Origin of the sequence: Bacteroides sp. GD17, assembly GCF_038448625.1 — a bacterium.
GTDB lineage: Bacteria > Bacteroidota > Bacteroidia > Bacteroidales > Bacteroidaceae > Bacteroides.
Genome location: NZ_JBCEZS010000004.1, coordinates 24,586 through 43,279, shown reverse-complemented (window position 1 = coordinate 43,279; position 18,694 = coordinate 24,586). Strand labels below are relative to the sequence as shown.

10 protein-coding genes are annotated in these 18,694 nt (G+C 44.7%); 9 read left to right on the top strand and 1 reads right to left on the bottom strand.

What is annotated here, in order from left to right; translation table 11 throughout:
• Positions 1–44 precede the first annotated feature (44 nt).
• Positions 45–1,742, top strand: coding sequence for a Na/Pi cotransporter family protein (locus AAE250_RS07585; RefSeq protein ID WP_342288825.1), 1,698 nt, complete (start codon positions 45–47; stop codon positions 1,740–1,742).
• Here the strand turns inward: AAE250_RS07585 and rd are convergent.
• The gene (rd, locus tag AAE250_RS07580; RefSeq protein ID WP_342288824.1) at positions 1,739–1,900 is read right to left on the bottom strand and encodes a rubredoxin; all 162 of its coding nucleotides are present in this window, start codon (positions 1,898–1,900) and stop codon (positions 1,739–1,741) included. The two genes, AAE250_RS07585 and rd, sit on opposite strands and share 4 nt — an antisense overlap.
• 113 nt (positions 1,901–2,013) lie before the next feature.
• On the opposite strand from rd, the gene AAE250_RS07575 reads away from it, so the two are divergent.
• The 8 genes from AAE250_RS07575 to AAE250_RS07540 all read left to right on the top strand — a co-directional run bounded on the left by AAE250_RS07575 (position 2,014) and on the right by AAE250_RS07540 (position 18,430).
• Positions 2,014–3,174, top strand: coding sequence for an ATP-binding protein (locus tag AAE250_RS07575; protein ID WP_342288823.1), 1,161 nt, complete (start codon positions 2,014–2,016; stop codon positions 3,172–3,174).
• 90 nt (positions 3,175–3,264) lie between these two features.
• A complete protein-coding gene (locus tag AAE250_RS07570; RefSeq protein ID WP_342288822.1) occupies positions 3,265–5,949 on the top strand; it encodes a calcium-translocating P-type ATPase, PMCA-type in 2,685 nt (894 codons plus the stop codon).
• A gap of 3 nt (positions 5,950–5,952) precedes the next feature.
• Complete coding sequence (locus tag AAE250_RS07565; protein WP_342288821.1) at positions 5,953–6,570, top strand: HAD family hydrolase; 618 nt, start codon at positions 5,953–5,955, stop codon at positions 6,568–6,570.
• Positions 6,542–7,474: a bifunctional riboflavin kinase/FAD synthetase gene (locus AAE250_RS07560; RefSeq protein ID WP_342288820.1), complete on the top strand. Its 933-nt coding sequence runs from the start codon at positions 6,542–6,544 to the stop codon at positions 7,472–7,474. Before AAE250_RS07565 ends, AAE250_RS07560 begins: the two co-directional genes overlap by 29 nt.
• A 186-nt stretch (positions 7,475–7,660) precedes the next feature.
• Positions 7,661–11,626, top strand: a complete 3,966-nt coding sequence (locus AAE250_RS07555; protein WP_342288819.1) for an ATP-binding protein — start codon at positions 7,661–7,663, stop codon at positions 11,624–11,626.
• 213 nt (positions 11,627–11,839) lie between these two features.
• Positions 11,840–15,049: a SusC/RagA family TonB-linked outer membrane protein gene (locus tag AAE250_RS07550; RefSeq protein ID WP_342288818.1), complete on the top strand. Its 3,210-nt coding sequence runs from the start codon at positions 11,840–11,842 to the stop codon at positions 15,047–15,049.
• A 21-nt stretch (positions 15,050–15,070) separates the two neighbouring features.
• A complete protein-coding gene (locus tag AAE250_RS07545; protein ID WP_342288817.1) occupies positions 15,071–16,801 on the top strand; it encodes a RagB/SusD family nutrient uptake outer membrane protein in 1,731 nt (576 codons plus the stop codon).
• A 30-nt stretch (positions 16,802–16,831) separates the two neighbouring features.
• The gene (locus tag AAE250_RS07540) at positions 16,832–18,430 is read left to right on the top strand and encodes a glycan-binding surface protein (RefSeq protein ID WP_342288816.1); all 1,599 of its coding nucleotides are present in this window, start codon (positions 16,832–16,834) and stop codon (positions 18,428–18,430) included.
• Positions 18,431–18,694: the final 264 nt, after the last annotated feature.

The window sequence follows — 18,694 nt, the reverse complement described above, 5'->3', positions numbered from 1 at the left end:
CTATAATAACACATGCGACAAAGAAACCCTTTAATTAATTAAAGATGGAATATTCTTTTTATGATTTTTTAAAGCTGCTCGGTTCGTTGGCATTATTCCTTTATGGAATGAAAATTATGAGTGAGGGACTTCAAAAATTTGCCGGTGACCGGTTGCGGACCATATTGACGGCAATGACTACAAACCGGGTGACTGGTGTGCTGACGGGTATTTTGATAACGGCCCTTATCCAGTCCTCTTCTGCAACTACGGTGATGGTAGTGAGCTTTGTAAATGCGGGGCTTCTTACGCTGTCGCAGTCCATTGGTGTAATCATGGGTGCGAATGTCGGTACCACCGTTACGGCATGGATTATTTCAGTCTTCGGGTTCAAAGTCGATGTTGCTGCTTTTGCCCTTCCGCTTTTAGCAATCGGCGTTCCCCTTCTCTTCTCTCAAAAAAGCTCCCGCAAGTCTATCGGTGAGTTCATATTTGGTTTTTCTTTCCTTTTCATGGGACTTGCATACCTGCAACAATATTCACCGGATTTGAGCAAGAATCCCGAGATGCTTGCCTTCGTGCAAGACTATACGGATATGGGATTCTTCTCCATCATTATCTTTGTACTGGTGGGAGCGGTGATTACTATGATTGTTCAGGCTTCGGCAGCTACAATGGCTATCACCCTTATCATGTGTGCCAATGGATGGATCAGCTTTGAACTGGGAGCCGCACTTGCCATGGGGCAGAATATCGGTACAACGATTACTGCCAACCTTGCCGCACTGACGGGAAATACACAGGCGCGCCGGGCGGCATTGGCGCATTTACTTTTCAATGTTTTCGGTGTAGTGGTGGTGCTATGTCTTTTCCACCCGTTCACAAAAGCGGTGGTCTGGTTTGTTTCGGACGTTATGCACCAGACAGATCCGGGTACGCAGGTGGCTTTTGAACTTTCTGCTTTCCATACGGCTTTCAATATCTTCAATGTATTGCTGCTTATCTGGTTTGTGAAGTGGATAGAACGTACGGTATGCGTGCTTTTACCGCTGAAGGATGTGGACGAAGAGTATCGCTTGCGCTTTATTTCCAGGGGATTGCTTTCTACGGCAGAGCTTTCCATCCTTGAGGCACGTAAGGAAATCCATCTGTTTGCAGAACGTACACATCGCATGTTCGGTATGGTGCAGGACTTGTTGCATACGGACAAAGATGATGATTTCAACAAGCTTTTCAGTCGTGTGGAGAAGTATGAGAATATCAGTGACAGCATGGAGCTGGAAATTGCCAATTACCTGAACCAGGTGTCAGAAGGGCGCTTGAGCTCGGAAAGTAAATTGCAGATACGCGCCATGCTTCGTGAAGTGACAGAGATAGAAAGCATTGGAGACAGTTGCTACAACCTGGCACGTACTATCAACCGCAAGCGTCAGATCAATCAGGATTTTACAGAGAAGCAATATGAGCATATCCACTTCATGATGAAACTGATAAATGATGCTTTGACGCAGATGATTGTTGTGGTGGAACGTTCGGAACATCAGAGTGTAGACGTGAACAAATCATTCAATATCGAGAATGAAATCAATAATTACCGCAACCAGCTGAAGAATCAGAATATCCTGGATGTAAACAACAAGGAGTATGACTATCAGATGGGAGTTTACTATATGGATATCATTGCTGAGTGTGAGAAACTGGGTGACTATGTGGTGAACGTAGTGGAAGCCAGTAGCGATATAAAAGAAAAGAAAGCGTCTTAGGACGCTTTCTCAAATTCTTCTTTACCTACTCCGCACAAGGGGCATACCCAATCTTCGGGAAGGTCTTCAAAAGCCGTTCCCGGCTCAATTCCATTTTCGGGATCGCCCAATTCCGGGTCGTAAACGTAATCACAAACAGTGCAGATGTACTTTTCCATATTTCTCTTTTTTAAGTTTATTCTTCAAATATAACGGCTGACTATTCTTTTTTGTTTTATCTTTGAACAAAAATAATTGTTTTTTTCTACTTAAACTTAAAACGACTGTTCATATGAAGATGACAGATGACCTATTTAAAGCAATCATGCGAAACCTTCATGCGTATGTTTTGTTGATAGACCGTGACTTTACTGTATTCTACACCAATTATTACGATATAACCGGAGTAGACAAACCGGCCACTCCCAAACGTGTGGGTGACCTTTTGCGCTGTTATAACGCCTTGTCTGCGGCTGGGGGATGCGGAACTCATGAACTTTGTGGGGATTGCCCCGTGCGGAATGCAATAGAACAAGCTTTCCGGCAGCAAAAGAATTTTGTGGATATGGAAGCTACTTTGAAGGTGAAAGGTACCGGAGAGGCAACCGTGCTTTGTGATACTCATATTTCCGGGGAATATATGGAAATAGAAGGGCGCGATTGCATGGTGATTACCGTACATGACATCACGCATCTGAAGCTGGTGGAAAAAGAGCTGAAGCAGGCACGCGAGAAGGCGGAGCGGGCCGACCGGGCCAAATCTGTTTTTCTGGCAAATATGAGCCATGAAATCCGTACTCCCCTGAATGCAATAGTCGGCTTTTCCGAGTTGCTGGCTTCTGCTTCGACAGAAGAAGAAAAAATGCAGTACCTGGAGATTGTGCAGAGTAATAATGAGATGCTGCAACAGCTGATAGCAGATATTCTGGATCTTTCAAAGATAGAGGCGGGCACATTGGAGTTTGTCTTCTCGGATGTGGAACTGAATCAGGTTATGTCCGATTTGGAGCAGCAATTCCGTATGAGGGTGTCTGATTTGGGAAGTGATATCCGGATTATCCGTGAAACACCCGAAATGGGATATACAATGCATACGGACAGAAACCGTTTTGCTCAAGTCGTTTCCAATTTCATTAACAATGCTTTGAAATTTACTGTTACGGGTAGCATAACCTTGGGCTATCGTCCGTACGAGGAAGGACTTTATTTCTATGTGAAAGATACCGGGAGCGGCATACCGAAAGAGAAACTGGGCCATATCTTTGAACGTTTTGTCAAACTGGAACAAGAAAAGACGGGTACAGGATTGGGACTTTCCATCTGCCAGACCATTGTTCATAAGCTGGGTGGAGAAATCGGTGTGGAGTCGGAAGAAGGCAATGGCTCTACCTTCTGGTTCACTTTGCCGTGGAAGCCTAAGACCAGGCCAAAAAATGTAAAGGAGAAAGAGTAAAAAGACAAATTTATAAAAAGATTTAATAACCTTAGGTATCCCGAATTATTGTTGTATTTTTGTCATTCAAAATTAAACCTAAAGACTTGCATGACTGCAACAAAGGATGATTATTTTCATGTCGGACTGACCGACGAGCAAGTGCGGAAGAGCCGCGCTGAGCATGGTGTAAATTTATTGACACCCCCCAAACGCCCTTCTCTGTGGAAGTTGTATCTGGAAAAGTTTGAGGACCCTGTAGTAAGAGTACTGCTGGTTGCCGCATTGTTTTCTTTGATTATTTCCATTGTAGAGAATGAGTATGCCGAAACAATCGGTATTATTGCTGCCATCCTGCTGGCTACCGGTATCGGTTTCTTCTTTGAATACGATGCCGGCAAGAAGTTCGACTTGCTGAATGCGGTGAACGAAGAAACTTTGGTAAAAGTGATCCGCAATGGCCATGTGCAGGAAATTCCCCGTAAAGATGTAGTGGTAGGTGACATCGTGGTGCTGGAAACCGGCGAAGAAGTGCCTGCTGACGGTGTACTGCTGGAAGCCATTTCCTTGCAGGTGAATGAATCGAACCTGACGGGAGAGCCGGTAGTGACCAAGACTATCGTAGAAGCTGATTTTGATGAAGAAGCAACGTATGCTTCCAATCGTGTCTTGCGCGGTACGACGGTGGTGGACGGACACGGTACCATGCGTGTAGAAGCCGTAGGCGATGCTACGGAAATAGGCAAAGTGGCCCGCCAGAGTACCGAGCAGAATACAGAGCCTACCCCTCTGAATATCCAGTTGACCAAATTAGCCAATCTCATAGGGAAAATTGGTTTCACTGTAGCAGGCCTGGCATTCCTTATCTTCTTTATAAAGGATGTGGTGCTGGTTTTTGATTTCTCTTCGTTCCATACGTTCCGTGACTGGTTGCCGGCTTTACAGGCTACCCTGCAATATTTTATGATGGCTGTCACCTTGATTGTGGTTGCCGTGCCCGAAGGGTTGCCGATGAGTGTGACGCTCAGTCTGGCATTGAACATGCGCCGTATGCTTTCTACCAATAATCTGGTGCGTAAGATGCATGCCTGTGAGACGATGGGAGCCATTACGGTTATCTGCACCGATAAGACCGGAACGTTGACACAAAACCTGATGCAGGTGTACGAACCTAATTTCTACGGATTGAAGAATAACGGAGAATTGGGAGAAGATGACCTCAGCAAGTTGGTGATGGAAGGCATTAGTGCCAATTCCACTGCTTTTCTGGAAGAGGAGGTGTCCGGCGAGAGACCGAAGGGAGTCGGTAATCCGACAGAGGTTGCCTTGCTTTTGTGGCTGAACGGGCAGGGATGCGATTATCTGAGCCTGCGTGAAGATGCCAAAGTTATTGACCAGCTGACTTTCTCTACAGAGCGGAAATTCATGGCTACCCTGGTGCAATCTCCTCTGCTGGGGAAGAAAGTGTTGTACGTGAAGGGTGCCCCCGAAATCGTATTAGGTAAATGTAAAGATGTACTCTTGGACAGCAAGCGAGTGGATGCTGTGGAATATCGTTCTACGGTGGAAGCGCAGTTGCTCAATTATCAGAATATGGCCATGCGTACGCTTGGCTTTGCATTCAAGATTGTGGATGAGGCCGAAACCGGTGATTGCGTGTCACTGGTTGCCGGAAATGATTTATCCTTCTTGGGAGTAGTTGCGATCAGTGATCCCATCCGTCCGGATGTGCCTGCAGCGGTTGCTAAATGCCAGTCGGCAGGTATCGGCATCAAGATTGTAACGGGCGATACGCCGGGTACAGCTACCGAAATAGCTCGTCAGATAGGCTTATGGAAGCCGGAAGATACGGAAAAGAACCGCATTACGGGTGCTGCATTTGCCGAATTGACGGATGAAGAAGCACTGGATCGCGTGATGGATTTGAAGATTATGTCGCGTGCTCGTCCCACGGACAAACAACGACTGGTACAGTTACTGCAACAGAAAGGTGCAGTGGTAGCAGTGACGGGCGACGGGACGAATGACGCTCCTGCCTTGAATCATGCGCAGGTAGGTCTTTCGATGGGAACGGGAACGTCTGTTGCCAAGGAGGCCAGTGATATTACTTTGCTGGACGACTCATTTAACAGTATCGGTACAGCTGTAATGTGGGGACGTTCTTTGTACAAGAATATACAGCGCTTCATCGTATTCCAGTTGACAATCAATTTTGTTGCACTATTCATTGTCCTGCTGGGTTCCCTGGTCGGTACAACGCTTCCTCTGACTGTGACGCAGATGTTGTGGGTCAACCTGATTATGGATACCTTTGCAGCTTTGGCATTGGCTTCCATTCCACCCAGCGAAAGTGTAATGAAAGAAAAGCCGCGTAAGAGTACCGACTTCATCATCACTAAACCCATGAGGTATTATATCTTGGGTATGGGTATCACCTTCCTGGTACTGCTTATGGGCATGCTTTTCTTGTTTAATAATGCAGAAGGCGGCATGACGATGCGTCGCTTGACTATTTTCTTCACCTTCTTCGTTATGTTGCAGTTCTGGAATCTTTTCAATGCACGTGTATTCGGAACTTCGGATTCTGCATTTAAAGGTCTCTCCAAGTCCTATGGCATGGAGCTGATTATACTTGCCATATTGGGCGGGCAAATACTGATTGTGCAATTTGGCGGTGCGGTGTTCCGTACTGTTCCCCTTGATTTCATAACCTGGATAACGATAGTTGCTTCCACCTCCTTGGTGTTGTGGATAGGTGAACTAATCCGTCTTATCCGACGTTTAACACAAAAATAGAAAATGGAAAGAAAAGGAATTAAGAACCTTATTATTGACTTTGGAGGAGTTTTGATTGATCTGGACCGTCAGCGCTGCCTCGACAACTTTAAGAAATTGGGAATGCCGGATACGGAGGTCGTATTGGATATCTATCACCAGCAAGATTTCTTCCAGCAGTATGAAAAAGGACTGATTACTACAGCGGAGTTTCGGGACGTGATTCGTGAAAAGATTGGGAAGCCGGTGACGGATGCCCGGATAGACGAGGCGTGGAATAGCTTTTTGGTAAATATCCCTACGTATAAACTGGATTTGCTGCTGAATTTACGCAAGGATTATGTCGTTTATCTGCTGAGCAATACGAATGAACTTCATTGGCAATGGTCGTGCCAACATGCGTTTCCTTACAAGACTTTTCGTGTAGAGGACTACTTTGAACATATCTTCCTCTCTTATGAGATGAAAATGGCGAAACCGGATGCCGAGATATTCCGGAGAGTATTGGATGAAACCGACATTGTTCCTCAGGAAACCCTTTTCATTGATGATTCTGATGCCAATTGTCGTACGGCAGAGACATTGGGCATTTCTACTTATACGCCGGAAGCACATGAAGATTGGAGCCATTTGTTCAGATAATCGTCCGAGTGTAGCAACTATCGGCTTTTTCGACGGAGTACACCGGGGGCACCGATATCTGATAGAACAGGTACGTGAAGCTGCTGCCATGCGTGGTCTTGCTTCGTCGGTTGTCACGTTTCCTGTGCATCCGCGCAAGGTGATGCAGGCAGATTATCATCCGGAATTGTTGACTACTTGCGATGAAAAGGTTGCCCTGCTTGCCGAAACGGAAGTGGACTATTGCATTATGCTTGATTTTACTCCTGAGATAGCCCGCCTATCGGCCCGGCAATTTATGGCGGTATTGAAAGAACAGTATCGTATACAAGCGCTGGTGATAGGTTATGACCATCGTTTCGGGCATAATCGCAGTGAAGGCTTTGATGATTATGTGCGTTACGGGCAGGAACTGGGTATGGAAGTACTTCTTGCGCGCGCGTACTCTTATAAGAAAGATAACGAGGCCGAAGTAACAGTCAGTTCTTCCGTCATCCGCCGCCTTTTGCATGAAGGCCATGTGTCCGAAGCAGCCGAATACCTGGGATATGATTTCTTCCTGGATGGTACTGTAGTAAGCGGGTATCATGTGGGACGTAAAATCGGCTTCCCTACTGCCAATCTTCGTGTAGGCGACCCGGATAAACTACTTCCTGCGGATGGAGTATACGCTGTTCATGTGTTTCTTGATGGGAAAAAGTACGGTGGTATGCTGAGTATCGGTTATCGCCCTACGCTTGACAATGGTCCCGACCGCAGTATTGAGGTTCATATCTTCCATTTCAACGCCGATGTATATAATCGGCCGATGCGCATTTCCTTTGTTCGCCACACTCGCCCGGAATTGAAATTCGACAGTATAGAAGAGTTGATATCTCAACTCCATAAAGATGAAGCTGAGATAAAGAGTATACTTGCTCAATAACCTACTTACTTAATACTGAAAAAACGTAAAGAGAAAGTGGTGGGATGATATCGAATGATATCAATCTTCAAATTACCCCCTATATTTCAACAAACGAAGATATTGGGGCGGTATATTTCTTTTTCCCCTTTTTGCACATGCGGAAAGTTTTTGGTAACATTGTATTTGATTAATATGATGATTGCAATGAAAAACACCTTTGCCGTTTTTTTTATGCTCTGCTTCTGTTTGCAGGGATTGCCTCTCTTGGCAGACACAACGCCTTATTTTCAGCATATAGATACTCGTGGAAGTAGTGTGAGCGGCATCTGCAAAGATCGTTCCGGGACGATATGGCTTGCTACTTCGACGGGCTTGAAAAACTATGGTGAATTGATGAGTAGGCGCCCTTCTTTCGAAACATATTTGCAAGCACTCGATGTACATACCGAGAGTGTGCAATGTGACGGAGAAGGTAAACTCTGGCTGAGGACAGTATTATGCTCGATGGTGGTTTATGATCCGAAAACGAATGAAGTGATAGAGGATGTGGAGGCATTGCTGCAATCATGGGGAATTAGAGTGTGGTATGATTTTGATTTGCTGATAGACCGGCAATACCGTTTCTGGATTTACAAGGATGGCACCTTATATTGCTACGAGCGTCCCGACAACCGATTGCGCTCGTTCAATGCACCTGACGGAAAGATATTGTCTTTAACGATTGGACAGAAGGAAGCCTACTTTTGCACGGCCGATAGTCTATATGCATTGGATATTGCCTCTTTTGCATGTCATACCCGGACAAAACTTCCTTTTCAATTTACCGGAAAAATTGTTTTGCATGAAGATACCGGGGGTAATTTATGGTTGGGACATAACAACATCTTGTTGCGCTATATAGCGACCGGAAACCATTGGGATATCTGTGCGGATAAGCTGAAATCGGATATCATGGGCATTTTGTCACAGCCGGACGGAACAGTTTGCGTAGGTACAAATGGTGACGGTTTGTGGCTGTTCAATGCAGACGGGAAGCTTAATCGGATATTGCGCTATGATCCGTTTCATAAAGGTGGTTTATACAATGACCATTTGGGAGCAATCTATTGTGATGATATGGGTAATCTATGGATTACTTATACCAAACAGGGGATGTCTGTTTATAATCCTCAATATCAGGATTACTACATGCAGCACTTGGCTTCATTGCTTCATCGTAATATCCCGGATGATATTTTAAGTTTTTATACGGATCCTGGAGGAAAACTCTGGATTGGTACCGATGGTAATGGAGCCTATTGCGTGGATAGTAAAAAGGGAACTGAAGAACAGTTGGAAGGACTTGAAGAGGCTGCTGTAGTTTCAATGTTTATGGACTCGAAAAGCAGGCAATGGGTGGGTGTGTATCGGCACGGTTTGATTTGTATTGAAAACGGGAAGCGTACGCGCTACTTTGAAGGATTGTCTCCTTATTGTATAATAGAAGATGCCAAAGGATATATCTATGTGGCAATTTTAGGGCAAGGACTTCATCGGATTCAACCGGAAAGCGGTGAAGCACAAAAGATATACCTCGGAGGAGAGTGGGTGATGGAAATGGTATGCGGGCAGGAACAGAAGATATATATTGCTGCGACAGACGGACTTCACATACTCGATACCGGGACACAGCAAATAGAAACTTTGTTAGGAAATAGGGCAGGTACACAATCCTTTTCGAACGAAGACTTGGCTGCTGTGGCTTACGACAGCAGGGGTTGGGTATGGGTGCTTTGCAATCGCCGCCAAGGCGTAGTCAACATCTTTGATTTGAAGAATGATACCATCATTACATTGCCCCAACTAAAAGACTACAATATCAAGAGCTTTGTAGAAGATGACCGGGGAGATATGTGGCTGGCTTCCGATCAGGGAATAGTGCAGATTACAGTACGGACAAATCGTGTGACGGGTAAACATGTTTTGCATACCTATTATTATCAGAATGATAACTCGCACGAATCGGTTTATTATAATTTCCGTGCTGCGAAGAAATTGCCGGACGGCAGATTGATTTTTGGGAGTACTAATGGTTATCAGGTGATAAATCCGGTAATCTTATCATCGTTGATGAGCAGGAAGCAGGAGTATAGCCCGATAAAGTTCACTTCATTAAGGGTGAACGATTCTCCGGTTATGGCAGGTAAGCCCTATAACGGCAGGATATTGCTGAATGAAAATATCACTTATGTTCGGAAACTCGATTTGGAGTATTATGAAAATAATATTTCTTTGGAACTGTATCCACAGGACTACGGTGTGCCTTTCAAACGGAATTATTATTATTGGTTGGATAATTGGAGCACTGAATGGATGTCGGTGAACGACTATACTGTGATGCTTGCCAACCTGCCTCCCAAGAGTTACAAGCTATTCATCAGGGAGCAGGATACAACAGGAGAACTGTCCGGAAACCTGGCTGAATTGGAGATCATTATCAGACCTCCTATGTGGAAGTCTACAATTGCTTATATCTGTTATGCTATCCTCTTTGCAGTTCTGCTCACTATATTTTTCTACTATTGGTATAACAAACAGAAGTATAAACTGCGCTTGAAGCAGATGGAAATGGAGGCTGAACGCCAATTCCAGATGAACGAAATGAAGTTGCGTTTCTTCACTAATATCAGCCATGACTTTCGTACCCCGCTTTCTCTGATTATAACTCCGTTAGAAGATTATCTGAGCCATGCGGAAGATCATGATCGCATGAAGATGTTCTTGGAACCGGTGCACAGAAATGCAGTGCGATTGTTGAATCTGGTGAACCAGGTGCTCGATTTCCGTAAATTGGAAGTATATGGCGGAACTCTGAACTTGTCTTATGGCGACATAATCTCTTTCATGAAAGAAGTCTGCTCCTCATTTGCAGTATTGGCCGATGACAGTCATTTGATGTTGTCCTTTCATTCTTCCGTTGAGAAGCTGGAAATGTCTTTTGACAAGGATAAAGTGACAAAAATCATGATGAACCTGCTTTCCAATGCATTTAAGTTTACTTCGAGCGAGGGCTCTGTGCATGTTTCGATAGAAGTTTGGAATACGGAACTGCAAGTGAAGGTTGCGGATACGGGGCGAGGAATACCTGATGCCGACAAACAGCGTATATTCGAACGCTTCTATCAGTCATCCGGTCAGAATACGATAGGGATGGGGTGCGGCATCGGGCTGCATATAGTGAAAGAGTTTGTAGAACTGCATAAAGGTAAGATAACTGTTATGGACAATCAGCCTCAAGGAGCGGTTTTCCTGTTCACCTTACCTATCTTGAAGGATGAGAAAAAAGCCATTTCTCTGACTGCGGCCAAAGAAGACTTGCAGGAGGAAGAAACCACTACGGATGAAAACGAAAGAAGTGATGCTGCTTTCTTGCTGTTGGTAGAAGACAATCCGGATTTCCTTGCCTATATGAGCAAAACGCTGTCTGACAAGTATCGCATTCTTCAGGCGCATCATGGTAAAGAAGCACTGGAAATACTGAAAAACAACTCGGTGGATATTATTATCAGCGATGTTATGATGAGCGAAATGGACGGGTTGGTATTGTGCAAGACTGTGAAGAACAATATAGAAACCTCACATATACCTATTATATTACTTACGGCCAAAGTGCTGGAAGAAGATGAACTGAAAGGCTTGGAGATGGGGGCGGACGATTATATCACAAAACCTTTCAACCTTTCCATTCTCCGGCATAGAATACAGAAGTTACTCGACCGTAACCTGTATTCCCACGAACGATTCAAAAAGGAAATCGAAATCAATCCTTCTGAAATAACCATTACTCCGTTGGACGAGAAACTGATAGCAGATGCCATCCGTATAGTGGAGGAGAATATGGAAAATTCCGGTTTCTCGGTAGATATGCTTAGTTCTCAATTAGGAATGCACCGTACCAGTCTTTATAAGAAGCTTCTTTTTGTTACGGGAAAGACGCCGATAGAATTTATCAGACTGCTTCGGTTGAAACGCGCTATGCAGTTGCTTGGCAAAAGCCAGCTGTATGTATCTGAAATATCTTATAAGGTAGGCTTCAATTCTCCCAAGATATTTGCAAAGTATTTCAGGGAAGAGTTTGGAATGTCTCCGCGTGAATATCTTAAATCTTTGAATATCAGGGAACATGAATGAGAAGTTCAGGTATTTTCTTTGTGCTGGTTTGTTAATAAAAGAGTGATGATTTGTTAACCGGTGGCAAAACATCAAACGTAGCATAATGTTACGACATTCACACCCCATTTATTTCTTTGCTTTTTTTTGATTTGGACTTTTTTAGCTACACTTTTGCAAGTGAAAAACAATTAAGTTATCCTAAGTTTAATTCATGATGAAAAGCAAAAGACTATGATTTACACAACATTTCAGAGTCGGCATGCCTTTGCTATATGCAGGCGCATGTCTTTCTTATTGGTGACATTGCTGTTATGTTCAACTACAGCATTGGCACAAGAGCTAAAAATCAATGGTGTAGTGACCAGTTCCTCCACCGGAGAAGAATTAATAGGAGTCTCGATATTGGTAAAAGGCACAGGAAAGGGTGTTGTAACCGGTGTAGATGGTTCTTACTCGCTGACAGCCAATCCCGGTCAGGAATTGGAATTCTCGTATGTAGGGTATAAAAACAAATCGGTGACTGTCAGGAAAAGCGGCAGGCTGGATGTGGAACTGACAGAAGATGCCCAAATGCTGGATCAAGTAGTAGTAGTGGGTTACGGTACGATGAAACGTAGCGACTTGACCGGTTCCGTAGCTTCCATTTCGGAAGAACAAATCAAGCAAGGTGTGAATACTTCTATCGAACAGGCCATGCAGGGACGTATTGCCGGTGTACAGGTAATGCAGAACTCGGGTGCTCCCGGTGGCGGTATCTCGGTGCAGATTCGTGGTATCAACTCACTGAACGGCAACGAACCGCTTTATGTCATTGACGGGGTGGCTATTTCGGGCCAAACTGGCAATAATTCAAGTGTGTTGAGCTCTATCAATCCATCGGACATTGTTTCAATGGAAGTTTTGAAAGATGCTTCGGCCACAGCTATTTATGGCTCACGAGCATCGAATGGTGTGGTTCTTATCAATACCAAGCGTGGAGAAGAAGGCAAGCCAAAATTGAGCTACGAAGGATATGCTGGTTGGCAGCAGCTACCGGGCAAGTTGAAGGTGATGGATCTTTATGATTATGCAGACTATTACAATACTCGTGCTGAAATTATGGGTTGGGGAGTACGCGAAGATTACAAAGACCCCTCTTTGCTGACTGCCGGTACGGATTGGCAGGAAGAACTTTTCCGTACAGCCTTCATGCACAATCACCAGATAGGTGTGAGTGGTGGAAACAAGGGCGTGAACTATGCTCTGTCCGGCGGTTATCTTAATCAGGATGGTATTGGTTTAGGTTCCGGTTTCGACCGTGTTTCTTTCAGAACCAATTTTGATGCTGAAATTACCAATTGGCTGAAAATCGGTGTAAATGCTTCTTATGCACACACCAAGCAAGTGACGACACTGGATAGTTCAGGTCTTATCAGCGTGGCCCTTGACCAACGCCCCGACGTATCTCCTCGCAATGCTGACGGCTCTTATGGGTTCGTTGAACAGGACCAATTCGGTACTTATTATACCAATCCTTTGTTCGAAGCGCAAATGAAGGAGAATTATAATACAAATTCACAGTTTTACTATAATATCTATGCCAATATCAATCCTATAAAAGGACTGAATCTGCGTTTGGAGTATGGTGGAAGTCTCAATTATGGCAACAGCTATTACTTCTGTCCCGAATATCAGTATGGTACGGTAGTAGTAGAATCGGAATCCAACCGTGGCAGCAGCAAAAGTGATAATTGGTCGCTGAAGACTTATGCTACATACGATTTTACTGTAGCCCGGAAGCACAAATTCCAGATTATGGCAGGACACGAAGCGCAGGAAGGCAGTTGGGAGAACCTTTCGGGTAGCCGTAAAGGGTACATCTCCGATGCCATTCATAACCTTGATGTAGGTGACGCTACTACGGCCAAGAACAGCAATGGAGGTAACGGTTGGGCGATAGAGTCTTATTACGGACGTCTGAATTATAATTTCGATGATCGCTATTTGCTGACCGGTACTCTTCGTTCGGACGGTTCATCCAATCTGGGCCCGAATAACCGATGGGGTACATTCCCTTCTGCCGCATTGGCATGGCGCATCAATAATGAATCGTTCATGAAAGGTATAAAAGCAATTAACAACTTGAAGCTTCGTTTGGGTTGGGGTATTGTAGGTAATCAGAATGCCGGAACCTATGCTTACGGAACCACCATGAAGAACTCTACTACGGCCTGGGGTACCGGTTACTATCCGGGCAATTATAGTAATCCGGATTTGAAGTGGGAACAAACAGAAGCTTATAATCTCGGTTTGGATCTGTCCATGTTCGACAATCGTCTGGAATTTATTGTAGATGCTTATTATAAGAATACGGATAACTTGTTGATGCTTGCCAGTCTTCCTGCTTATGTCATCGACTCGGAAGGAGTGGGCATGTCTGCCCCTTGGGTGAATGCAGGTTCTATGCGCAATAAGGGTATTGAGTTTACACTGAATACGGTAAATATCAGCAATAAAGATTTAACTTGGCGTACTGGCCTGACTCTTTCGTTCAATAAAAACGAGTTGACCAAACTTTACTCTTCCGACTCAAAAATCCTGGGCCGTATCGGTGATAATATCTATACGCAGTCTGAGATCGGCAAGCCTGTCGGACAGTTCTTCGGTTACAACGTAATCGGTATGTTCAAGGAAGAGGCTGACTTCTACCAGCGTAATGCTGCCGGTGAATTTTTGTTGGACCAGACAGGTGCACGTATCCCCGTAGCCCGTCCGGCCAATTCGGATGGAACGCTTTATCCTATAGCTGAGAATAGTATCTGGGTCGGTGATTATATCTTTGAAGATGTGGATGGTGATGGCAAAATTACCGAGAAAGACCGTAAGTATATCGGTAACCCGAATCCTACGTTTACTTTCGGTTTCAATAATGTGATTACTTACCGGGATTTTGAACTGTCCATGTTCTTCAATGGCAGTGTGGGTAATGATGTGTATAATGTATTGCGCCAGTCGCATACCGATCCGTTGGGCTGGGGTAATAAAATGAAAGAAGTGGCTAACTATGCCCGTATAGAGTTGATTGACCCGGACGGTGAGAAGGTAATATCCAATGTACGTGTGACGAATCCTAATACAGCGACAGTACAGCGCGTATCTGCTGCCGGACAAAGCAACAATGATAACAACCGTGTCAGTTCCCGCTTTGTGGAAGACGGTTCGTACATCCGCTTGAAGAGCCTCTCGCTGGCTTATAACCTTCCCAAGAGATGGCTTCAGAAGATCAATGTAGATTGGATGCAAGTGTATGTCAATGCACAGAACCTTTTCACTATCACTTCTTATGACGGATATGATCCGGAAGTAGGTGCCCAGGGGCAGAATGTAACCCTGATGGGTTTGGATAATGGCCGTTATCCCTCACAGCGCATCTATAACGTAGGTCTTAAACTGAACTTTTAACTATTAAACAGACTTTGGAATATGAAAAAGATAAATAAAATATCAGCTATAGGTCTTATGGCCATTGCACTGCTGACCGGTAGTTGTTCTGATAGTTTTTTGGAGAAATATCCCGGCAGTAATTATACGGGTGAAAGTTATTATTCATCGGACAAAGCGGTGTTGAAGGCTTGTGAACCGCTTTATAACCGTGCCTGGTTCAACTTTAACCGCCGTGCCATGATGGGGCTTGGTAGCTATCGTGCCAATGATGCATGGAATCCTTATGCCAATGCGGAGTTTGCCCGTTTCCAGACTACTGCGCTCACCGGTGAGGTAGTGCAGGCGTGGTCTTCTCTTTTTACGGTAGTAACGATGTCGAACTCCATCCTGCATGATGTGAGCCAGAATGCGAGTGAAGCCGTCACAGAAAGTGTGAAGAATCAGGTAATGGGAGAAGCCTACCTGATGCGTGGCGCTGCTTATTTCTATATGGTGCGTATTTGGGGGGCAACTATCCTCTTCGAAAACAATGATGAAGTGGTGCTTACTCCTATTCGTCCGCTCAATCCGGAAGAAGATGTACTGAAGTTTGTTATCCGTGATTTCCGCAAAGCTGCTACTCTGCTTCCCGAAAAGGGAAGTAATGGGCGTGCATCCAGTTATGCGGCTAAAGCTCTTTTGGCAAAGGCTCTTCTGGCACGTTCGGGCTGGAACAACGGTGGCACCCGAAACGAAAGTGACCTGGTGGAATGTATCAGTATTTGTGAAGATATCATAGACCACAGCGGATCGGAACTCATCGACTATGAAGACTTGTTCAAATATCAGTTTAATGACAATTCCGAATCATTGCTGGCTATGAAGTGGGCTTCACCGCTTACCGGTGGCTGGGGCGAATGCAATGCATTGCTGTCCGATATTTCCTTCTCCGACGTTTGCGATGTGAATTGTTGGGGTGGTAGCTTGGGAACGTCTGTAGATATGGTCGAACTGTATAATATGGAACCGCAGGATAAGAAACGTCTGAAGGCTACATTCTTTGTTGAAAACAGTCACTATGACTATATTAAATCGGCTTCCGGCGGCTATACTTACAACAAGAAGCTGATACAACTGAAGAAAGGTGTAGTAGGCAGTAAGGAAGATGTGGACGGACAGCTGGCACAGATGGCTTCGCCTCTCAATACATATATCATCCGTCTGGCCGATGTTTATCTGACTCATGCAGAAGCTGCTTTGGGTAACAGTGCTGAATTGACAGGCGGACGCGGGCTGGCAAGTTTCAACGCAATCCGTAGCCGTGCAGGATTGCAGCCCAAGGCCAAGATTACATTTGAGGATATTATTCGCGAACGTCGTGTAGAGTTCTGCATGGAGTATTGCAATTGGTTTGACATGGTAACCTGGTATCGCTGGAAACCGGAATATATGCTGAATTATTTTAATCATGAACAGCATCGCAATCTTTTCTTTACTGAAGGAAACGTTGAGATCAACGACGACGGCAAGTTCAGATATACCTTCGGCTGGACAGATGCCGATGGAAATATCTATTGGAGCGATGCTCTTCGTGATGCCGACGGTAATGTAGTACAGACTAAGGAAGAGGGATATGTATTTGATCTTGAGGTGCTCATGCCGGAGAATGACGTAGATCGTATCAAGATAGATGGCAGCAATGTTTTCGTGCCTTATCCGGAAGCAGATGTTTTGCAGAATCCTTACTTGAGTGAAGCACCTCAACCTTATGACTTCGGTGATGAAAATTGAGATTCGTTTAACTGATAAAACTTTTATTTTATGTCAAGCAATAAATTCTATATAAGACTAAGTTGGCTGATGTTGCTGATAGTAGCATTGCAGTTCAACCTTACATCGTGCAATGATGACGAAAATGGGGGTGGAATGCCTGAAATCACGGCAGTTCGCGTACCCGATCCGGAGAAAGCGGATAGTACCTTTGTGAAGACCTCTCCCGGACAATTGATTGCTATTATCGGACGGAACCTGCAAAATGCGCATCACGTCTATATCAATGACCAGAGCATCTATTTTAACCCGACGATGAATACGGATCATAGCATAATGCTCACCATCCCGACCGAAGAAGATGGCTTTATGCTGACTCCCTGGAATGCAGAGCTGAAGGCCGAAATCCGTGTAGAGACTCCCGGAGGTATTGCTACCTATTCTTTTAAAGTGCTTAGTCCGAAGCCGACTGCCCAGCGCATTGCAGGTGTATATCCGCGTGAACCGGGGGATGAACTGAAACTATATGGCAAGAATCTGCTCGATATTACCCGGGTGTATATGACCGACCGTACACTCGATGAGATTTCAGCCATGAAAGATATGACTGAGATCGGTGGAAATCAGGTTGAAATAACAGGTTATAGCCTGACGCAGAACCGTTATCTGGATAATCAGACGAAGACCTATGTTACGGAATCCGTCATGACATTCACTTTGCCGGCGATAACTTATGAGACAGGTTCGGTAGTGGTAGAATGTGAAGCCGGTGTTGCGGCTGCCGAATATGCAACATTGCCGCCGCGTCCGGTATTGACAGGTATTTCTACTGACATGCCTATACCGGGTGCTGCCGTTACATTGCGCGGTACGAACTTCATCCAGGTAGAAGCTGTGAAGTATGGTGACATCACTATTCCGGGAGACCAGCTCACCGTAGCCGAGAGTGAAGATGCGATAACCTTTACGATGGGAGATAAACCGGCTGCTGCTACTTCGACGTTAACGGTAATAACTCCGGGTGGTGAGACTGAAATGAAGTTCTATGAATATGAGCGTCTGTTGGTTGACTTCGATAACCGTGGTGTAGATATGAAATGGGATCCCAATGCTACCTATCAGGAGGCCGATGGTACGAATCCGCCTTACGTATCGGATGGTAAGTTTGCTTTGATGAATGTACAGGATAATGGCTGGAACTGGTGGGGAACCATGATCTACTGGCAGGCTAATGCAGAAGGAACACCGTTTACTTTACCAAGTTATGACTTGATTCCTGCCAATACACCTGCCGATCAGGTTTACCTGGCGATGGAATGTTACAATATTAATGCTCCGTTTACCGGTTCTGCAATGATCCACTACCAGTTGCAGACTGCCAATGCCGGTGAATCTGTATGGGAGAACTTCGATTGGGGTACGAACAAGCCCATGGAACCGGTTCTTGCAGATATAGAAGGAAATACTCCTTTGAATCAGTGGTATAGGGCTGTACTTCCATTTGGAAAGTTCGGTATCTACTCGGGAAAGACGTACAAAGACATTGTAGAATCGGGCATCACAACGATCCGTTTGATGGATATGAACTGGGCCGGTGACCCCATGTTGCTGAATGTTTGTTTCGACAATATACGTGTAGTTACGAAATAGTGCGTGTTTTGATAGGGTAATAGATTGTTAAACAAATGATGAATGTCCGGGCTTGTGAGAGTCCGGACATTCTTGTTTATCGTAAAACGTATCTTTTTTATTGTTTTTCGATAAATATTTTCTGTTTTTCTTGGTTATTACAAAAAAACGTTTTTTCTTTGCATATCGAAAAACGATAAATACTTATCGAAAAACGAAGATAGAGCAAACAAATAAAATGATATTCACTAAAAAGGTTAAGGTTATGAGAAAAGCATTAATGAG

Bases quoted from the DNA above. Each gene is read 5' to 3' on its own strand.
- AAE250_RS07550 (WP_342288818.1), top strand. From the start codon at position 11,840: ATGATTTACACAACATTTCAGAGTCGGCATGCCTTTGCTATATGCAGG.
- AAE250_RS07585 (WP_342288825.1), top strand. From the start codon at position 45: ATGGAATATTCTTTTTATGATTTTTTAAAGCTGCTCGGTTCGTTGGCA.
- AAE250_RS07540 (WP_342288816.1), top strand. From the start codon at position 16,832: ATGTCAAGCAATAAATTCTATATAAGACTAAGTTGGCTGATGTTGCTG.
- AAE250_RS07560 (WP_342288820.1), top strand. From the start codon at position 6,542: ATGAAGATTGGAGCCATTTGTTCAGATAATCGTCCGAGTGTAGCAACT.
- AAE250_RS07545 (WP_342288817.1), top strand. From the start codon at position 15,071: ATGAAAAAGATAAATAAAATATCAGCTATAGGTCTTATGGCCATTGCA.
- AAE250_RS07565 (WP_342288821.1), top strand. From the start codon at position 5,953: ATGGAAAGAAAAGGAATTAAGAACCTTATTATTGACTTTGGAGGAGTT.
- AAE250_RS07575 (WP_342288823.1), top strand. From the start codon at position 2,014: ATGAAGATGACAGATGACCTATTTAAAGCAATCATGCGAAACCTTCAT.
- AAE250_RS07570 (WP_342288822.1), top strand. From the start codon at position 3,265: ATGACTGCAACAAAGGATGATTATTTTCATGTCGGACTGACCGACGAG.
- rd (WP_342288824.1), bottom strand. From the start codon at position 1,900: ATGGAAAAGTACATCTGCACTGTTTGTGATTACGTTTACGACCCGGAA.
- AAE250_RS07555 (WP_342288819.1), top strand. From the start codon at position 7,661: ATGAAAAACACCTTTGCCGTTTTTTTTATGCTCTGCTTCTGTTTGCAG.